Genomic DNA, 16,079 nt, shown 5'->3' with positions numbered 1-16,079 from the left:
CCCCGCCCGCCCCCGCGCCCCCGCCCCCGCCCCCCCCGCGCCGCCCCCCCCCCCCCCCCCCCCCCCCCCCCCCCCCCCCCCCCCCCCCCCCCCCCGCCGCCCCGACTCCCGCGCGCCCGCGCCCCGCCCCGCCGCCCCCCCCCGCCCCCCCGCGCGCGCCCGCGCGCCCCGGCGCGCGCGCGGGCGGATGGATCGGGTTCGACCGCTTCATGGCGCTCGCGCTGTACGCGCCGGGCCTGGGCTATTACGCCAACACTTCGGCCAAGTTCGGCCACATGCCCTCGTCGGGCAGCGACTTCGTGACGGGGCCCGAGTTGACGCCGATGTTCGGGCAGACCCTGGCGGCGCAGGTGGCGCAGGCACTGGAGAAGACGGGCACCGACACGGTGTGGGAATTCGGCGCAGGCTCGGGGGCGCTCGCGGTTCAACTGCTGCATGCGCTCGACGAGATGGGGCGCAGTGATGTGCGCTATCGCATCGTCGACCTGTCGGGCACGCTGCGCGAGCGGCAGCAGCAGGCGCTGGTGCGCTATGCGGACCGCGTTGAATGGCTCAACGAGCTGCCCGATTCGATGGAAGGCGTGGTGGTCGGCAACGAGGTGCTCGATGCGATGCCCGTGCAACTGCTGGCGCGTGTGGGTGGGCAGTGGTTCGAGCGGGGCGTTGTGCGCAACGCGCAAGGCGACGGCTGGGCCTGGGCCGATCGCGTCACCGAACTGCGGCCGCCAGTCGAGGTGCCCGGCGAGCACGACTACCTGACCGAGATCCATCCGCAGGCGCGGGCCTTCATCGCCACGCTGGCCGACCGGCTCGGCAAGGGCGCGGCCTTTCTCATCGACTACGGTTTTCCCGAGGCCGAGTACTACCACCCGCAGCGCCACATGGGCACCGTGATGTGCCACCGCGCGCACCAGGCCGATGGCGACCCGCTGGCCGACGTGGGCTACAAGGACATCACCGCGCACGTCGACTTCACCGGCATTGCGTTGGCGGGGCAGGACGCGGGGCTCGAAGTGCTGGGCTATACGAGCCAGGCGCGGTTTCTGCTGAACTGCGGGTTGCTGGCTCGGATGGAAGCGGGGTCCGTCGCGGAGCGGGCGATGGCGGCGCGGCTGATCCATGAGCACGAGATGGGGGAGTTGTTCAAGGTGATTGGCTTTGCCGTCGGCGAGGCTTGGGATGCGATGGGGTTTGCCGAAGGGGATCGCAGTCATACGCTTTGAGCGGTTGGCTTGGGTTGTTTTCCGGGGCCGGGACTCGCCCCGGCGGGCGACCTACTTTTCTTTGCTTCGCCAAAGAAAAGTAGGCAAAAGAAAGGCGACCCCACTGTCTGCGACCCTTCGCTTCGCTACGGGCAACCTGCGGTGCTCGCGTTTCGCGGGGTCTCGCAGAACTCGCTTCGCTCAAACAGCTGCGAGCCCTGATCCGCGAAACGCTGCGCTCCTCGGCGCAGCCAGAGGGGAGGGGAACCCTCCCGGGCCTTTGCTTCGCTGGGCCACCAAGCCACCGCAGGCGCAAAGCGCCTGCGGTGGCTTGGTATTGGCTTTTGGTTTTGGTATTGGCTGTTCCGGAGCCGAGCGCAGCGACGGCGCGTTCCAAATCCCTTCTGGCTGCGCCGAGGAGCGCAGACGCAGACAGCAGGGTCGCCTTTTCTTTGCTTACTTTCTTTTGGCGAAGCAAAAGAAAGTGAGTCGCCTGCCGGGGCGAGACCCGGCCCCGGAAAGACATCAGCCCCTCAAAACAAAGTCATAAGCTAGCAACAAAGAGTTCGTTGGCGATCCAAACCCCGCCCCCTACATTCCCGGCATGACTGCCGCCCCCACCAGCGAGGTAAATGCCCCTTCGCAGCACTTCGAAGTGCGCCCTTTCGATGCCCCGGTCGGCGCCGAGGTGGTAGGCCTCGACATCTCGAAGCCCATCAACACCGAAGACTTCATCCGCCTTCACAAGGCCCACCTCGACCACCACGTCCTGGTCTTCCGCGACCAGCAGATCACCCCGCAGGAGCACATCGATTTCAGCCGCCGCTTCGGCCCGCTCGAAATCCACGTGCTGCACCAGTTCCAGCTGAAGAACCACCCCGAGATCCTCATCGTCTCCAACATCAAGGAGAACGGCGAGCCCATCGGCCTCGGCGATGCGGGCGTCTACTGGCATTCCGACATCTCGTACAAGCCCAACCCCAGCCTGGGCTCCCTGCTGCATGCCCAGGAACTGCCGAGCGAAGGCGGCGACACGCTTTTCGCCAACCAGCATCTTGCATGGGAATCGCTGAGCCCCGAGCTGCAGCAGCGCATCCTGCCGCTGAAGGCCGAGCACAGCTACCTCGCCAAGTACGAAGAGTTGCGCGCGAAGAATCCGTGGCGGCCCAAGCTCTCGCAGGCGCAGATCGACCAGGTTGCGCCCGCCGTGCAGCCGGTGGTGCGCACGCACCCTGAGACGGGCCGCAAGGCACTGTTCGTCAGCGAGCATTTCACGACGCGCATCGTCGGCCTGCCCGCGCAGGAAAGCGATGCCCTGCTCGCCGAGCTGTTCGCGCACAGCGTGAAGCCCGAGTTCGTGTACCGCCACAAATGGGCGCCGCACGACCTGGTGTTCTGGGACAACCGCTCGCTGATGCATCTCGCGGCGGGTACGCCCGACCACCTGCGCCGCCGCCTCAACCGCACCACGATCGTCGGCGATACCCCTTTCTGATCTTCTCGTTCCCGGACCGACTTCAATGAACCGCTTCACCCGCAAAGCCGCCGCGCTCGTCGCCGGCCTGGGCCTCCTGGCCGGCAGCCTCGCCGCACACGCCGAGGGCCGGATCCGCATCGCCGAGCAGTTCGGCATCGTCTACCTGCTGCTCAACGTGGCGCAGGAGCAGAAGCTCATCGAGAAGCACGCGAAAGCCGCGGGTGTCGATGCCAAGGTCGAATGGGTCAAGCTCTCCGGCGGCTCGGCGGTGAACGACGCGCTGCTCTCGGGCAACATCGAGATCGCGGGCGCCGGCGTGGGGCCGCTGCTCACGCTCTGGGACCGCACCAAGGGCCGGCAGAACGTGAAGGGCGTGGCCTCGCTGGGCAACTTCCCGTACTACCTGGTGAGCAACAACCCGAACGTGAAGACCATCGCCGACTTCACCGACAAGGACCGCATCGCACTTCCTGCCGTGGGTGTCTCGGTGCAGTCGCGCGTGCTGCAGTTCGCCTCGGCCAGGCTCTGGGGCGACAAGGAGTTCGACAGGCTCGACAGGATCAGCGTGGCGGTGCCGCACCCCGATGCTGCAGCGGCCATCATCAAGGGCGGCACGGAGATCACGGGGCACTTCGGCAATCCGCCGTTCCAGGAGCAGGAGCTCGCGGGCAATCCGAATGCGCACATCGTGCTCAACTCGTACCAGGTGCTGGGCGGTCCGTCGTCTGCAACGGTGCTGTACGCAACGGAGAAATTCCGCAGCGAGAACCCGAAGACGTACAAGGCCTTCGTCGATGCGCTCGACGAGGCGGCGAAGTTCGTCACCGCCAACCCTGAGAAGGCGGCCGACATCTACCTGAAGGTGAGCAACGCCAAGCTCGACCGCGATCTGCTGTTGAAGATCATCAGGAACCCCGAGGTGCAGTTCAAGACCACGCCGCAGAACACCTATCCGCTGGCGGAGTTCATGCACCGAGTGGGCGCGATCAGGAACAAGCCGGCTTCGGTGAAGGACTACTTCTTCGACGATGCGCAGAACGTGTCGGGCAACTGATGAGCGGCACGGCGGCGGTCCTTGATTCGCGGGGTGACTCCCTCTCCCGCGAGCGGGAGAGGGGGCAAGACACTGCCGCGGCACCGGCACTGCTGCGGGTCGACAATGTCAGCCTCGAATACCGCACCCCCCAGCGCCTCGTCCGCGCCACGCACCGCGTGAGCTTCGACGTGCATGCCGCCGACCGCTTCGTGCTGCTCGGTCCCTCGGGCTGCGGCAAGTCCACGCTGCTGAAGGCCGTGGCCGGCTTCATTCCCCCGGTCGAAGGTGAGATCCGCATCGACGGCCGGCGCGTGGCGCAGCCCGGTCCCGACCGCATCGTCGTGTTCCAGGAGTTCGACCAGTTGCCGCCGTGGAAGACCGTCAAGCAGAACGTGATGTTCCCGCTGCTCGCTTCGCGCACGCTGGGCCGGAAGGAGGCCGCGGAACGCGCGCTGCACTATCTAGGCAAGGTCGGCCTGGCGAAGTTCGCCGAGGTGCATCCGCACCAGCTTTCCGGCGGCATGAAGCAGCGCGTGGCCATTGCCCGCGCGCTCGCGATGCAGCCGCGCGTGCTGCTGATGGACGAACCCTTCGCCGCGCTCGATGCGCTCACGCGCCGCAAGATGCAGCAGGAACTGCTCGAGCTGTGGGACGAGGTGCGCTTCACGCTGCTGTTCGTCACCCACTCCATCGAGGAGGCGCTGGTGGTGGGCAACCGCATCGCGCTGCTGTCGCCGCACCCGGGGCGCATGCGCGCCGAGGTCAACAGCCATGGCTTCACACTGGCGAGTGTGGGCGGTGCCGAATTCCAGGGCACGGCGCAGCGGATCCACGACATGCTGTTCGAGGAAGAGGCCGTCGCATGAGTGCCATCGTCCCGCCGGTCCGCCCCGAGTACGTGCGCACGCTGGAGCCCTTCACCGAAGTACCGGTGGAGCGTTCGCTGCCGATGGGCGAGCGCATCTGGTCGCAGGCATGGCTGCGCAAGGGCCTGATCCTCGCCGTCGTCGCCGTGCTCTGGGAGCTCGCGGCCCGCTGGCAGGACAACGACCTGCTGCTGCCCACCTTCACCGCCACGGCAACGGCGCTGTTCGGAGGCCTCGCGAGCGGTGAGCTGATCGAGAAGGTGCGCATCTCGCTGGCCGTTCTGTTGCAGGGCTACCTCGCCGGCGTGCTGCTGGCCTTCGCGCTCACCACGCTCGCGGTGTCGACGCGCGTCGGCCGCGACCTGCTGGACACGCTCACGTCCATGTTCAACCCGCTGCCCGCCATTGCGCTGCTGCCGCTGGCGCTGCTGTGGTTCGGGCTGGGCCGCGGCAGCCTCGTGTTCGTGCTGATCCATTCGGTGCTGTGGCCGTTAGCGCTCAACACCTATGCCGGCTTCCAGGGCGTGCCCGAGACGCTGCGCATGGCGGGGCGCAACTACGGCCTGAAGGGCCTGCCCTACGTGCTACAGATCCTGGTGCCGGCGGCGCTGCCGTCGATCCTGTCGGGGCTGAAGATCGGCTGGGCCTTTGCATGGCGCACGCTGATCGCGGCGGAGTTGGTGTTCGGTGCCTCGTCGGGCAAGGGCGGGCTGGGCTGGTACATCTTCCAGAACCGCAACGAGCTCTACACCGACCGCGTGTTCGCGGGCCTCGCCCTGGTGGTGCTGATCGGCCTGCTGGTCGAGAGCCTGGGCTTCAAGACGCTGGAGCGCCTGACCGTTCGCCGCTGGGGCCAGCAGCGCTAGGGAGCGCGGACGAGGCCCTCTCAGCCGCCGGTCTTCTTCGCGGCCTGCCGCAGCGCGCGCAGCTCGCTGTTGAGAAACTCGTTGGCGTCGCGCACCATGCCATCGGTCAGCTTCACCTTGTAGGCCTGCCCCGTCATCTCCGAGCGCGAGGCGCAGCGCTCGATGAAGTCCTCGGCCGTCACCAGTTCCTTTTTGAAGTAGTCGTACTTCGCCTGCATGTGCTTGGCGGCATCGGCGGCGTTGTATTCGTTGCCGTTGCGCATGAAGACCATGGCCGACATCTTCGAGACGCGCTGGATCAGCGTGTCGATCAGCTTTTCCTCCGTGGCGGAAGGGGTGGCGTGGGCCAGCAGGGCCGAAGCGCCGAGCAGGAAGGCGAGCCACGCGCTTCGCAGCAATCTGGATGAAGTCATTTGTCGTGTTCCCTGGCAATTTCCGGGCCATGCTAGGGCTGGCGCCACTGCCGTGTCAAACCCGGCCCGGCTCGGGTCTAATCGCAGCTTTTGGCACGTTCTCCTCTCTTCCATGAGCTCTTCGACCCCCGATCTCCCGTCGATTGCCCAGGCGCTGGCCGATGCCGCGGCCGCGCAGTCGATGCGCTACTTCCGCACACCGCTGGACATCATCACCAAGGCTGATGAAAGCCCCGTCACGCTGGCCGACCGCGCGGCCGAGACGGCCATGCGCGACATCCTTGGCGCTCGCGTGCCGGCCGACGGCATCTACGGCGAGGAGCATGGCCCCGAGCGGCTCGACGCCGGGCGCATCTGGGTGCTCGACCCCATCGACGGCACGCGCAGCTTCATCACCGGCTCGCCGCTGTGGGGCACGCTGATCGGCGTGCTGGAGGGCGGCCGCGTGGTGCTGGGCATGGTCGACATGCCGGTGCTCGAGGAGCGCTGGATCGGCCACAACCCCAAGGACGGGGGCAAGGGCGCCACGCGCGACGGCCAGCCCGTGCGCGCGAGCGGCTGCACCGACGTGGCCAAGGCCCGCATCGTCACCACCTCGCCCGACATCTTCGCGCCGGCCGACTGGGCCGCCTTCGACAGACTCAGCCGCCAGTGCGCGATGCGCCGCTTCGGTGGCGACTGCTACGGCTACGCCCAGCTGGCGGGCGGCACCATCGACCTCGTGGTCGAAACCGGCCTGCAGCCCTACGACTACCTCGGCCCGGCCGGGCTGATCGAGGCGGCGGGCGGCGTCATCACCGACTGGCAGGGCCAGCCGTTGGGGCTGAAGTCCGACGGGCGGGTGATCGCGGCGGCAACGCCCGAACTCCACCGGCAAGCCATGGCCATTCTCTCGGCCTAGACTGTTGTCCATATGTTCCGCTGGCTGATCGTCGTCGTCCTGGCACTGGTGCTCATGAGCGGGCTGGCCGCCTGGCTGCGCCGCTTCGGCTTCGGACGCCTGCCCGGCGATTTCGAGTTCCGCGCCTTCGGCCGCGAATGGCAACTGCCGATTGCGAGCACGGTGGTGCTCAGCATGATCGCGGCGCTGGTCGCGCGCCTTCTGTAGACAAGAGACAAACAGCAATGAGAGCCTGCGTAGACATCGGCGGCACCAAGGTGGCCGTGAGCCTTTCCGCCTCGAGCGACGCGCCGCTGATCGGCCGCCGCAGCGAGCCCACGGCCAAGACCGGCGACAACGATGCGGTGGCAGTGCAGATCATGCGGATGATCGACGAAGTCTGTGCGCAGCAGGGCATCGATGCGGCGAGCATCGATCGCGTGGGCGTGTCGTCGGCCGGGCCTTTCGAGCTGCGCGACGGCCAGGTCGAACTGGCCACGCCCAACATCTGCGGCGGCATCGCCGGCCCGGCGCGCGGCCTGCCCAACACCTGGATGACCGCGCTGATCGAGGCCCCGCTGGCAAAGCGCTTCGCCCGCGTGCGGGTCGAGAACGACGCCGTGGCCGCGCTGGAGGCCGAGCGCCATTGGGGTGCGCTCCAGGGCGTGGACGATTGCGCCTATGTCACCTGGAGCACCGGCGTCGGCGTCGGCCTGTGCGTGGACGGCCGCGCGTTGCGCGGCAAGAACGGCAACGCCGGCCATGCCGGCCACAGCTTCGTGGTGGACGACGCCAGCGGCGCGCTGTGCGGCTGCGGCAACGTCGGCGACGTCGAAGGGCTGATTGCCGGCAACTCCATCGCGCGGCGCTTCGGCCAGCCTGCGGCCGATCTTTTCAGTTCGGCTGCGGGTGGCGAGCGGCATTCGCTCGAGATCGTCGATGCGCTGTGCCGCGTGATGGGCCGCATGCTCTACAACCTGATCGCCACGCTCGACCTGCAGCGCATCAGCCTGGGCGGCAGCGTGTTCTGGCACCACCGCGACTTTCTGCTGCCGAGGCTGCAGGCACAGGTCGACGGCAAGCTGCCGCCGCTCACGCACGGCGTGCGCCTCGTGCCTGCCGGCCTGGGCGACAAGGTCGGCGACTACGCGGCGCTGGCGCTGCTCGACTGAACGGCCACGCGCGCCGGCGAAACCAATGACCCAGCTGCCCCGCCGCCGCTCCTATGCCTACCTGCTGTGGCTGGTGGGCGGCTTCATCGGGGCGCATCGCTTCTATTTGGGGAGCTACCTGGGCGGCGCGGCGCAGCTGGCGCTGCTGCTGTACGGAATGGCGGGCCTGCCGGGATCGCGTTTCGGCCTGGTGCTCGTCCTGCCGTGGCTGCTGTTCGACCTCTACTGGATTCACCGGCAGCTGGCGCGGCAGGGTGCGGCCGGGGCCAGGAAGGAAGACGCCGCGGCCCGGCGCAACGTCCGCCGCGCCGCGGCGAGCGACGCCAAGGACTTCGACCTCGCCGCCCTCGCCGAAGCCAGCCGGCTGCAGGAGCGCTTCGTGGCCGCAGCCGAGGCCGACGACTGGGCCGGGGCCGTCGCCATCGGCGAGCAGGTCGTCGCCAGCGCGCGCCGCGTGTTCAAGGGCCCGCACCAGAACCTCGCGATGAGCCTGTGCATGCTGGGGCAGGCCTGCCACCAGCTCGGCGCCCTCGACAAGGCCCGGGCCTGCCTCGAGGAAAGCCTGTCCATCGGCCGCAAGATCGGCATGCCGGCGGAGGACATCGACATCGCCCGCAAGGCACTCGACCTGGCCCTGGCCGACATTGAGGAGCGCAAGGCCCGCGGCGCGGCATCCGATGGCAGGGCGCATTGCTGAAGCTGCTCGAAGACCGCGAGGCGCGCTACCGCGACGCGCTGGCCCAGGGCGACCTGCCGAGTGCCGAGAAGCTCTGTGCCGAAACCGTCGCCGCCAGCCGCCGGCTGTACGGCGGCCCGCACAAGGCCGTGGTGCTCCACCTGTCCAGCCATGCGGAGCTGTGCCGCCGGCTGCACTGGAACGACGAGGCGCAGGCCGCGGCCGACGAGGCGCTGGCCATGGCCGGGCAGCTCGGCCTCGACGACAGCTGGCGGCGCGGGCCGACCAACACCCTTGCGCTGCTGCACGCCGCGGCCGGGCGCTCCGACGAGGCCGAGACGCTCTACAAGAAGACCATCGCCATGGCGGTTGCCGAGGCCCGGGGCGGCTCCAGCGACGGTGTGGTGCGCGCCTTCAACAACCTCGCGTTCCTCTACGCCGACTCTGGCCAGGACGAGAAGGCGGAGCTCTGCTACGCGCGCGCCCTCGTGCACCTCGACAAGCTCCCGCCGGGCGAAGGCGATGCCGAACTGCATTCCGACATGCTCAACAACTTCGCCGGCCTTTACATGGCGCGGCGCGACTTCGTCCGGGCCCGTGAACTGTTCGAGCGTTCGCTCGACATCCAGCAGCGCGACTGCCGCGGCATCTCCCCGGCGGCCGCCACCGCCCACAACGACCTGGGGCTGATCGCGCAGGAAGAGGGCGACCTGCGCCAGGCGCTGGTGCACTTCAAGCGCACGCTGCTGCTCAACCAGATCTGCTCGCCCGACCACTTCAGGAACATCGACAACGCGCAGCGCAACATCGACAGCGTGAGCATGGCGCTCGCGGCCGTCGCACGCGCCGCACGCATGGAGCCCAGCACTTGAGCATCGGCGCTGCCTTCTACGCCCTCGACCGCTACCGGCTGCGCGCGCTGGTGATCGATCCGTCCACCGTGTCGGACTTCCTGCACTCGCCCGCCGAGCAGGGCGGTCCGCACGACAGCCAGACGGTGGAACAGGCCTGGGACGTGGTACGCACGCTGATGCCCGAGGCGGTGGATGGCGAAGAGCTCGAAGGCACCGACGGCCTGGGCTGCATCTATCTCACGGCGGCCCACGTGGAGCGCGCGGCGGCGCGGCTCGCGCAGTGCGACGTGGCGGAACTGATGGGCCGTTTCATGGGCGAGCCGGCAAAGTTCGCCGAGCTCTACTGGGCCAGGGTCTGGCAGGACGGCACACAGGATCTCGCGGGCTTCATGGAAGGCGTGAAGCGATTCTTTGCAGCCGCGGCCGCTAGGCGCGACGCGGTCGTCTTCTACATCGTCTGAATCGCAGCTAGCCCGGCGGCCGCACGGCCGCCACGATCTCGCCCAGCCGCCTCAGCCCCGCATCCACCGCCTTCGAATATGGCCAGCCGCAGTTGAGGCGCAGGTAGTTGTCGAAGCGCCCCGAGTTCGAGAACTGCGCGCCCGGCGCCACCAGCACGTGCTCGCGCAGCGCGGCTTCGAACACGTCCACCGACGAGCGCTGCGCCGGCAGCTCGACCCACAGCTGCAGCCCGCCGCGCGGCAGGTTCAGCCGCGTGCCGGCCGGAAAATATCTGGCGATGGCGTCCGCCGTCTGGTCGCGCTGCACGTGCAGCCGCTCGCGCAGCCGGCGCAGGTGGCGGTCGTAGGCACCGCTGGCGATGAACTCGCCCGCCGCGATCTGCGCCAGCGCCTCGTTGTTGCGGGTCTGCGCGTACTTGAGCATTTCCACCTGCGCATGCCAGCGTCCGGCGGTGATCCAGCCCAGCCGCAGCCCCGGCGCCAGTACCTTGTGCAGCGAGGCGCAATAGATCACGTTGCCCGTGCGGTCCCACGACTTCATGGCGCGCAGCGGCGTGTCGCTTTCCACAAGGTCGCTGTAGGTGTCGTCCTCGACCAGCGCAATGCCATGGCTCTCGCACAGGTGCACCAGCCGCTGCTTGTGGGCGTCGGGCATCACGCTGCCGATGGGGTTCTGCAGGTGCGGCACCACCACCACGGCCTTGATGTCGTCGTAGGTGTGGATGGCGAGGTCGAGCGCCTCGAGGGAGATGCCGGTCTGAGGGCTGGTCGGGATCTCCAGCGCGCGCAGCCCCAGGCTTTCGAGCACCTGCAGCAGTCCGTAGAAGGTGGGCGACTCCACGGCCACCGTATCGCCCGGCTTGGCGATCGCGCGCAGTGCGAGGTTCAGCGCCTCGATGCAGCCGTTGGTGATGAGCACTTCGTCGGGCGACACCGTCATGCCGACGCGCAGGTTGCGCTGCGCCAGCGCCTCGCGGAACTGCTCGTGGCCTTTCTGCGACGAGGCGGTGGTCAGCAGCTCGGGCCGCTGGCGCAGCGCGCGCGTCATCGAGTTGCGCAGCGCCTCGGCCGGATAGAGCTCGGGGGCTGCGCGGGCGATGGCGAAGTTGAGCTTCACGCCCGTGTGCCGGCCGCGCGCCATGAAGTTGGCCATGCGCGCCCGCATGCTGACGAACTGCGCCGGGTCGGGCGCCACGCCAGCCACCGGCTCTTCCATCGGCGCGATGGCCAGCCGCTGCGGCCGCCGCACGAAATACCCCGAGCGGTCGCGTGCCTCGACCCAGCCGTCGCTCTCCATCGCGCGGCAGACCTGCAGCGCGGTCGACAGGCTGATGTCGTGCAGCCGCATCAGGCTGCGCAGCGACGGCATCTTGTCGCCCTGCTTGAGCGAACCAATGTGGATCGCGTCCACGTAGTGCGCGGAGAGCTGGCGGTAGAGCGGTAGCGAGTCCATGGCGTCGATGTTCCCCGCGCCGGGCATCCGAAAACAGATGCAGTTGCTCGGGAAAACGACCATAACAGATGCGTTCACAGCGGGCTGTTCCGGTCGCAATAGCCGTGGCGTGTGCCTGTTTTTTGAGTGGCCGGATTTCTACGATCGATACCCGAATCACCGCTTTTCAAGGCACGCCATGATCACCACGCTCACCTCCGCACCTGCCTCCGTCATCCTGGAGCCGGGCCAGTCCCTGCGTACCGCCGTCGATGCCGGCACGTGGCTGCAGGTGGCCGAGGGCCGGGTGCGCGTGGTGTCCCCGCCCGGGTGGTTCGGCGAGACGGTGTTCATGGCGCAGGCGGTGCTGAACGAGGGCGATATGCATCACCTGGCGCATGGCGGCTGGATCGAGGTGTCTGCGCTGGCGACGGCGCATCTGCGGATTCATGCGCCGGCGGCGGGGCTGGTTTCAGGACCCGAACAGGGCCGGCCGGTGATGCGTTTCGTGCGCTTGCTCACTGGCTGGTGAGCGTCTCATTCCGTGGCGCGTGCGAAGGACGCCCATCAACGACTGCTCAGTCCAATGCTCACCCCGTCGGCGTGAGCGCGCCCCGAACTGAACTGAACAGACAGTTTCAGCGCTCGCTCGCAGCCTCCCGCAGCGCATCGAGAAAGCTCCGGCGCCACCAATGGATGTCCTGCTCGCGAATGCGAGACAGCAGCTTCTGGTGCCGTTCGCGCCGCTCCTCCAACGGCATCTGCAGCGCCTGCTGCACCGTCTCGGCCGTGCCATGGGTGTCGTACGGATTCACCAGCAGCGCTTCCTTCAGCTGCTCGGCCGCGCCGGCAAAGCGCGACAGCACCAGCACGCCCGGGTCGGCCGGGTCCTGCGCCGCGATGTATTCCTTGGCCACGAGGTTCATGCCGTCGCGCAGCGGCGTCACCAGCCCGACGGCCGCCGCGCGGCACAGCCCCGGCACGCGCTTGCGCGCCACCATGCGGTGGATGTAGCGCACCGGCATCCAGTCGAGCTCGCCGTAGTCGCCGTTGATGGCGCCGCACAGCGATTCGAGCTCGCGCCGGATGTCGCCGTACGCATCGACCGTCTCGCGCGTGGGCGAGGCGATCTGGATCAGCGTCGCGCTGCGCCGGTTCTCGGGGTAGTTGGCCAGCAGCTCGCGGAATGCGCGCACGCGCTGCGGAATGCCCTTGGAGTAGTCGAGCCGGTCGATGCCCAGCAACAGCCGGCGGCTCGAGTACTCGCGCTTCATGGTCTCGTACATGTCGCGCGACTCCTTCGCGTGCGTGAGCGCCGCGAACTCGTCGACGTCGATGCCGATCGGGAAGGCGTTGCTGCGCACCGTCTGCCCGTAGGCGCGGTACATGTCGTTGCCCAGGTACTCGCCGTGGGCCTCGTTGCGCACGTAGTGCTCGAAGTGCTGCACGTCCTGCTGCGCCTGGAAGCCGATCAGGTCGTAGGAGAACAGCGAGCGCATCAGCCACGCATGCTGCGGAATGGCCGCGGTAATGATCTGCGGGGGCAGCGGAATGTGCAGGAAGAATCCGATGCGCTGCCTGCAGCCCATGGCGCGCAGATCGGCCGCCAGCGGGATCAGGTGGTAGTCGTGCACCCAGATGATGTCGTCGTCCCTCAGCAGCGGCAGCAGCTTGCGCGCGAACAGCTGGTTCACGCGCCGATAGCCGCCGATGAAGCCGGCCTCGAAGTGCGCCAGGTCCAGGCGGTTGTGGAACACCGGCCACAGCACGTCGTTGCTGTAGCCGAGGTAGTAGCTGTCGTGGTCCTCGCGGCTCAGGTCGATGGTGGCGAGCGTGACATTGCCGGCCTGCTGCCTGTGCAGTTCGCCTTCGCCGGTCGGGCCACCCTCGACGATCTGTCCGCTCCAGCCGAACCACAGGCCGCCGCTTTGCTGCAGGCTCTCGCCGAGCGCCACGGCGAGGCCGCCGGCCGCCGGCTTGCGCGGGTCCGCCACGCGGTTGGAAACGACGACGAGTCGGCTCATATGCAGGAATCCCAGGGCGCCGACAGGCGCACGGCCGCATTGATGATGCCGACCATCGAATAGGTCTGCGGAAAGTTGCCCCACATCTCGCCGGTGACCGGGTGCGTGTCTTCCGACAGCAGGCCCAGCGGGTTGCGTGCCGCGAGCATGGTCTCGAAGATCTGGCGCGCCTCGGCCTTGCGGCCGATCTTGGCGAGCGCGTCGATGCGCCAGAAGGTGCAGATGTTGAAGGCGGTCTCGGGCTTGCCGAAGTCGTCGGCGGCCTCGTAGCGGCGCATGTAGGGGCCGTCGCACAGCGACTTTTCCATTGCATCCACGGTGGAGATGAAGCGGGGGTCGCGCGCGTCGATCAGGCCGACCTCCACCATCAGCAGGATGCTCGCGTCGAGCTCGTGGCCGCCGAAGCTTTCGGCGAAGGCCTGGCGCTCCTCGCACCACGACTTGGCGAGGATCTCTTCCTTCATGCGCGAGGCATGGCCGTGCCAGTAGGCCGCGCGCTCGGGCAGGTTCAGCGCGCGTGCGATCTTGGAGAGCCGGTCGCAGGCGGCCCAGCTCATCAGCGCCGAGCTGGTGTGCACGCGTGCGCGCGTGCGCAGCTCCCACATGCCGGCGTCGGGCGTGCCGTACACGCGCACCGCCTGCTCGCCCACCGCCTCCAGGTGCGGAAACTCCGCCGCGCCCGCGCGGCTGAGCAGCCGATGGTCGTGGAAGGCCTGTGCCGCGCCGAGCACGATGTTGCCGTACACGTCGTGCTGGAAGTGCTCCTGCGCCTGGTTGCCCACGCGCACCGGACCCATGCCGCGGTAGCCCGGCAGGCCTTCGACGAAGGACTCGGGCAGCTCGCGCTCCAGCCCGATGCCGTACAGCGGCTGGATGTGCTCGCCGTGCGAGCCGATCACCACGTTGCCGAGCCAGCGCAGGTAGTCTTCCATGGTGCCCACTTCGCTCAGCGAATTGAGCGCGCGCACCACGAAGAAGGCGTCGCGCAGCCAGCAGTAGCGGTAGTCCCAATTGCGCTGGCTGCCCGGCGCCTCGGGGATGCTGGTGGTCATGGCGGCCACGATGGCGCCAGTGTCCTCGTACAGCGAGAGCTTGAGCGTGATGGCCGCGCGGATCACCGCCTCCTGGTACTCGAAGGGAATGGCCAGGCGCTTGCTCCAGGTGCGCCAGTAGGAGATGGTTTCCTGCTCGAACTTGCGCGCGGTGTCGGCGATGCCGTCGAGCAGCGTCTCGTCCACGCCGAACATGAAGTTGTATTCGCGCGAGATCACGAAAGGCTGGCGCGCGAGGATGTGCGAGATCGAGGCGTCGGTGTTCAGCCGCAGCGTCACGTCGGGACCGACGTAGCGGATGTGGTTGCTGCCGCGCGTCACCTCCTCCGGCGCCACGGCGCCCCATTGGAAGCGCGGGTCGAGCGACACGCGCACGCGCGGCGCTCCGGCGATCGGCCGCACGCGGCGCACCATCATCAGCGGGCGGAAGTAGCGCGAGCGGCTGTAGAAGCGCGGCGCGAAGTCGGTGATCTCGATGCCCTGGCCCGCGCTGTCGAACAGCTGCGTGCGCAGCACCGCGGTATTGGGTTCGTACCACTGCTTGCTGGAGGCGAAGTCCTCGATCTCGATGGCCCAGGCGCCGGCGTCTTCGCCGGGATGCAGCAGGGCATTGAAGACCGGATCGCCGTCGAAGCGCGGCAGGCAGCACCACACGGCACGGCCGCGCGCGTCGATGAGCGCGCTGTAGGCGCAGTTGCCGATCACGCCCACGTTCAGCGAAGGTTCGGCCGGCGGCGCGAAGCCGCGCGTTCCGGGCGCGGCGGCCGCCTTTGCATCGACGGGGGCCTTGTCGTCGGGACCGGCGGCACCGGCCAGCGCCTCGCCCGCGCGGTCTTCGGGAGCCTCCATCAGTTGTTGCTCGCTCATCGGGGGCTCCTCGGGGGTTCGGTGTTCTTGTTTTCGGGGGCTGTCAGCAGGTCGCGTGCCTGCACCAGCCATTCATAGACGTCGCGCGGCGATTCGAGGCGGTGCAGCGCCAGGCTCGGCCCCGAGCCGACCTTGACGGCGATGCCGCCGCGCGGCTGCACCACGGCAAAGCCGGTTTCGTCGGTGGTGTCATCGCCGAGGAAAACCGGCATGCGGCCCGCGAAGGGCGCTTCGCTCATGAAGGCCTCGATGGCGATGCCCTTGTGCACGCCGGTAGGCTTCACCTCGAAGACGAACTTGCCGTGCATCAGCTCGAGCTGCGGTTCGTGCGCGATGGCGCGCGACATCGCGTCGCGGCACACCGCCTCGAGCTGCGGCGCGAGCCGGTAGTGCAGCGCGATGGCGGCGTGCTTGCGCTCCACCAGCAGGCCTTCGTGCACACGCGCGAGTTCGTTGGCGATGTCGAGGATGGATGCGAGGTCGGGCGCGCGCTGCTCCTGCATATGGCCCTCGGCGTCGCGGCGCTGCACGCCATGCTCGCCGGCCGCGGGCAGGCGCAGCGGGGCCAGGAAGCGGTCGATGGAATCGATCTGGCGGCCCGACACCACGGCGAGCGCGCCGCCGAGCAGGTCGCGCAGATCGCTCAGCAGGGGCACGAGGGCAGGGGGAATTTCGATGGCTTCAGGCGTGGGCGCGAGTCCGACCAGCGTACCGTCGAAGTCGAGAAAGAGGGCTGCGTCCCGGCCTAACGGAGGAGGCAACTGCAAGTTGCTGGAGGACTTTGGCATTGGGAAAAACCAT

Annotated in this window: 17 protein-coding genes; 12 read left to right on the top strand and 5 right to left on the bottom strand. The window is 68.4% G+C overall.

Annotated elements, in window-relative coordinates; all coding sequences use genetic code 11:
• The first annotated feature begins 209 nt into the window (after positions 1-209).
• The 5 genes from ACCD11_RS21100 (at position 210) to ACCD11_RS21080 (ending at position 5,447) form a co-directional block, all read left to right on the top strand.
• Complete coding sequence (locus ACCD11_RS21100) at positions 210-1,223, top strand: class I SAM-dependent methyltransferase (RefSeq protein WP_413315341.1); 1,014 nt, start codon at positions 210-212, stop codon at positions 1,221-1,223.
• Between the two features lie 583 nt (positions 1,224-1,806).
• Positions 1,807-2,697, top strand: coding sequence for a TauD/TfdA dioxygenase family protein (locus ACCD11_RS21095; protein WP_413315340.1), 891 nt, complete (start codon positions 1,807-1,809; stop codon positions 2,695-2,697).
• A gap of 25 nt (positions 2,698-2,722) precedes the next feature.
• Positions 2,723-3,733 (top strand): ABC transporter substrate-binding protein, encoded by a 1,011-nt coding sequence (locus ACCD11_RS21090; protein WP_413315339.1) that lies wholly within the window; start codon positions 2,723-2,725, stop codon positions 3,731-3,733.
• Positions 3,733-4,581, top strand: a complete 849-nt coding sequence (locus ACCD11_RS21085; protein WP_413315338.1) for an ABC transporter ATP-binding protein — start codon at positions 3,733-3,735, stop codon at positions 4,579-4,581. Before ACCD11_RS21090 ends, ACCD11_RS21085 begins: the two co-directional genes overlap by 1 nt.
• A complete protein-coding gene (locus ACCD11_RS21080; RefSeq protein WP_413315337.1) occupies positions 4,578-5,447 on the top strand; it encodes an ABC transporter permease in 870 nt (289 codons plus the stop codon). Before ACCD11_RS21085 ends, ACCD11_RS21080 begins: the two co-directional genes overlap by 4 nt.
• 20 nt (positions 5,448-5,467) lie before the next feature.
• Here ACCD11_RS21080 and ACCD11_RS21075 read toward each other — a convergent pair whose 3' ends face one another.
• Positions 5,468-5,860 carry a DUF5329 family protein gene (locus ACCD11_RS21075; protein ID WP_413315336.1) on the bottom strand — a complete coding sequence of 131 codons (393 nt, stop codon included), beginning with the start codon at positions 5,858-5,860 and terminating at the stop codon, positions 5,468-5,470.
• A 112-nt stretch (positions 5,861-5,972) separates the two neighbouring features.
• On the opposite strand from ACCD11_RS21075, the gene hisN reads away from it, so the two are divergent.
• Genes hisN through ACCD11_RS21045 form a run of 6 tightly spaced genes read left to right on the top strand, consistent with a single transcriptional unit; the run spans position 5,973 to position 9,903 of the window.
• Positions 5,973-6,761, top strand: a complete 789-nt coding sequence (gene hisN, locus ACCD11_RS21070; protein ID WP_413315335.1) for a histidinol-phosphatase — start codon at positions 5,973-5,975, stop codon at positions 6,759-6,761.
• Between the two features lie 12 nt (positions 6,762-6,773).
• A complete protein-coding gene (locus tag ACCD11_RS21065) occupies positions 6,774-6,968 on the top strand; it encodes a DUF2905 domain-containing protein (RefSeq protein ID WP_007831478.1) in 195 nt (64 codons plus the stop codon).
• A gap of 17 nt (positions 6,969-6,985) precedes the next feature.
• Positions 6,986-7,912 carry an ROK family protein gene (locus ACCD11_RS21060; RefSeq protein WP_413315334.1) on the top strand — a complete coding sequence of 309 codons (927 nt, stop codon included), beginning with the start codon at positions 6,986-6,988 and terminating at the stop codon, positions 7,910-7,912.
• Between the two features lie 25 nt (positions 7,913-7,937).
• Positions 7,938-8,609, top strand: coding sequence for a tetratricopeptide repeat protein (locus ACCD11_RS21055; protein WP_413315333.1), 672 nt, complete (start codon positions 7,938-7,940; stop codon positions 8,607-8,609).
• Positions 8,603-9,460, top strand: coding sequence for a tetratricopeptide repeat protein (locus tag ACCD11_RS21050; protein WP_413315331.1), 858 nt, complete (start codon positions 8,603-8,605; stop codon positions 9,458-9,460). The genes ACCD11_RS21055 and ACCD11_RS21050 overlap by 7 nt, the downstream gene beginning before the upstream one ends.
• The gene (locus ACCD11_RS21045) at positions 9,457-9,903 is read left to right on the top strand and encodes a DUF1877 family protein (RefSeq protein ID WP_413315330.1); all 447 of its coding nucleotides are present in this window, start codon (positions 9,457-9,459) and stop codon (positions 9,901-9,903) included. Before ACCD11_RS21050 ends, ACCD11_RS21045 begins: the two co-directional genes overlap by 4 nt.
• Positions 9,904-9,910: 7 nt before the next feature.
• Here the strand turns inward: ACCD11_RS21045 and ACCD11_RS21040 are convergent, their stop codons facing one another.
• Complete coding sequence (locus ACCD11_RS21040) at positions 9,911-11,356, bottom strand: PLP-dependent aminotransferase family protein (protein ID WP_413315329.1); 1,446 nt, start codon at positions 11,354-11,356, stop codon at positions 9,911-9,913.
• Between ACCD11_RS21040 and ACCD11_RS21035 the strand changes: the two genes are divergently transcribed.
• Positions 11,355-11,867, top strand: a complete 513-nt coding sequence (locus tag ACCD11_RS21035) for a hypothetical protein (RefSeq protein ID WP_413315328.1) — start codon at positions 11,355-11,357, stop codon at positions 11,865-11,867. The genes ACCD11_RS21040 and ACCD11_RS21035 overlap by 2 nt on opposite strands.
• Before the next feature lie 106 nt (positions 11,868-11,973).
• Here the strand turns inward: ACCD11_RS21035 and otsA are convergent, their stop codons facing one another.
• Genes otsA through otsB form a run of 3 tightly spaced genes read right to left on the bottom strand, consistent with a single transcriptional unit; the run spans position 11,974 to position 16,066 of the window.
• Positions 11,974-13,359 carry an alpha,alpha-trehalose-phosphate synthase (UDP-forming) gene (gene otsA / locus ACCD11_RS21030; protein ID WP_413315327.1) on the bottom strand — a complete coding sequence of 462 codons (1,386 nt, stop codon included), beginning with the start codon at positions 13,357-13,359 and terminating at the stop codon, positions 11,974-11,976.
• On the bottom strand, positions 13,356-15,278 hold the full coding sequence (locus tag ACCD11_RS21025) for a glycoside hydrolase family 15 protein (protein ID WP_413315326.1): 1,923 nt from the start codon (positions 15,276-15,278) through the stop codon (positions 13,356-13,358). The genes otsA and ACCD11_RS21025 overlap by 4 nt, the downstream gene beginning before the upstream one ends.
• A complete protein-coding gene (gene otsB / locus ACCD11_RS21020; protein ID WP_413315325.1) occupies positions 15,275-16,066 on the bottom strand; it encodes a trehalose-phosphatase in 792 nt (263 codons plus the stop codon). Before otsB ends, ACCD11_RS21025 begins: the two co-directional genes overlap by 4 nt.
• Positions 16,067-16,079 lie beyond the last annotated feature (13 nt).

The sequence above is a fragment of the Variovorax sp. Varisp36 genome, assembly GCF_047304235.1.
Classification (GTDB): Bacteria; Pseudomonadota; Gammaproteobacteria; order Burkholderiales; family Burkholderiaceae_C; genus Variovorax.
Note: the sequence above shows the minus strand (reverse complement) of the source record. Positions and strands in the feature narration are given on the sequence as shown.

What these genes read in the sequence shown, in the direction of transcription:
- ACCD11_RS21040 (WP_413315329.1), bottom strand. Translation starts at nt 11,356, where the DNA reads ATGGACTCGCTACCGCTCTACCGCCAGCTCTCCGCGCACTACGTGGAC.
- hisN (WP_413315335.1), top strand. Translation starts at nt 5,973, where the DNA reads ATGAGCTCTTCGACCCCCGATCTCCCGTCGATTGCCCAGGCGCTGGCC.
- ACCD11_RS21075 (WP_413315336.1), bottom strand. Translation starts at nt 5,860, where the DNA reads ATGACTTCATCCAGATTGCTGCGAAGCGCGTGGCTCGCCTTCCTGCTC.
- ACCD11_RS21035 (WP_413315328.1), top strand. Translation starts at nt 11,355, where the DNA reads ATGGCGTCGATGTTCCCCGCGCCGGGCATCCGAAAACAGATGCAGTTG.
- ACCD11_RS21095 (WP_413315340.1), top strand. Translation starts at nt 1,807, where the DNA reads ATGACTGCCGCCCCCACCAGCGAGGTAAATGCCCCTTCGCAGCACTTC.
- ACCD11_RS21080 (WP_413315337.1), top strand. Translation starts at nt 4,578, where the DNA reads ATGAGTGCCATCGTCCCGCCGGTCCGCCCCGAGTACGTGCGCACGCTG.
- ACCD11_RS21065 (WP_007831478.1), top strand. Translation starts at nt 6,774, where the DNA reads ATGTTCCGCTGGCTGATCGTCGTCGTCCTGGCACTGGTGCTCATGAGC.
- ACCD11_RS21100 (WP_413315341.1), top strand. Translation starts at nt 210, where the DNA reads ATGGCGCTCGCGCTGTACGCGCCGGGCCTGGGCTATTACGCCAACACT.
- otsB (WP_413315325.1), bottom strand. Translation starts at nt 16,066, where the DNA reads ATGCCAAAGTCCTCCAGCAACTTGCAGTTGCCTCCTCCGTTAGGCCGG.
- otsA (WP_413315327.1), bottom strand. Translation starts at nt 13,359, where the DNA reads ATGAGCCGACTCGTCGTCGTTTCCAACCGCGTGGCGGACCCGCGCAAG.
- ACCD11_RS21090 (WP_413315339.1), top strand. Translation starts at nt 2,723, where the DNA reads ATGAACCGCTTCACCCGCAAAGCCGCCGCGCTCGTCGCCGGCCTGGGC.
- ACCD11_RS21055 (WP_413315333.1), top strand. Translation starts at nt 7,938, where the DNA reads ATGACCCAGCTGCCCCGCCGCCGCTCCTATGCCTACCTGCTGTGGCTG.
- ACCD11_RS21060 (WP_413315334.1), top strand. Translation starts at nt 6,986, where the DNA reads ATGAGAGCCTGCGTAGACATCGGCGGCACCAAGGTGGCCGTGAGCCTT.
- ACCD11_RS21085 (WP_413315338.1), top strand. Translation starts at nt 3,733, where the DNA reads ATGAGCGGCACGGCGGCGGTCCTTGATTCGCGGGGTGACTCCCTCTCC.
- ACCD11_RS21025 (WP_413315326.1), bottom strand. Translation starts at nt 15,278, where the DNA reads ATGAGCGAGCAACAACTGATGGAGGCTCCCGAAGACCGCGCGGGCGAG.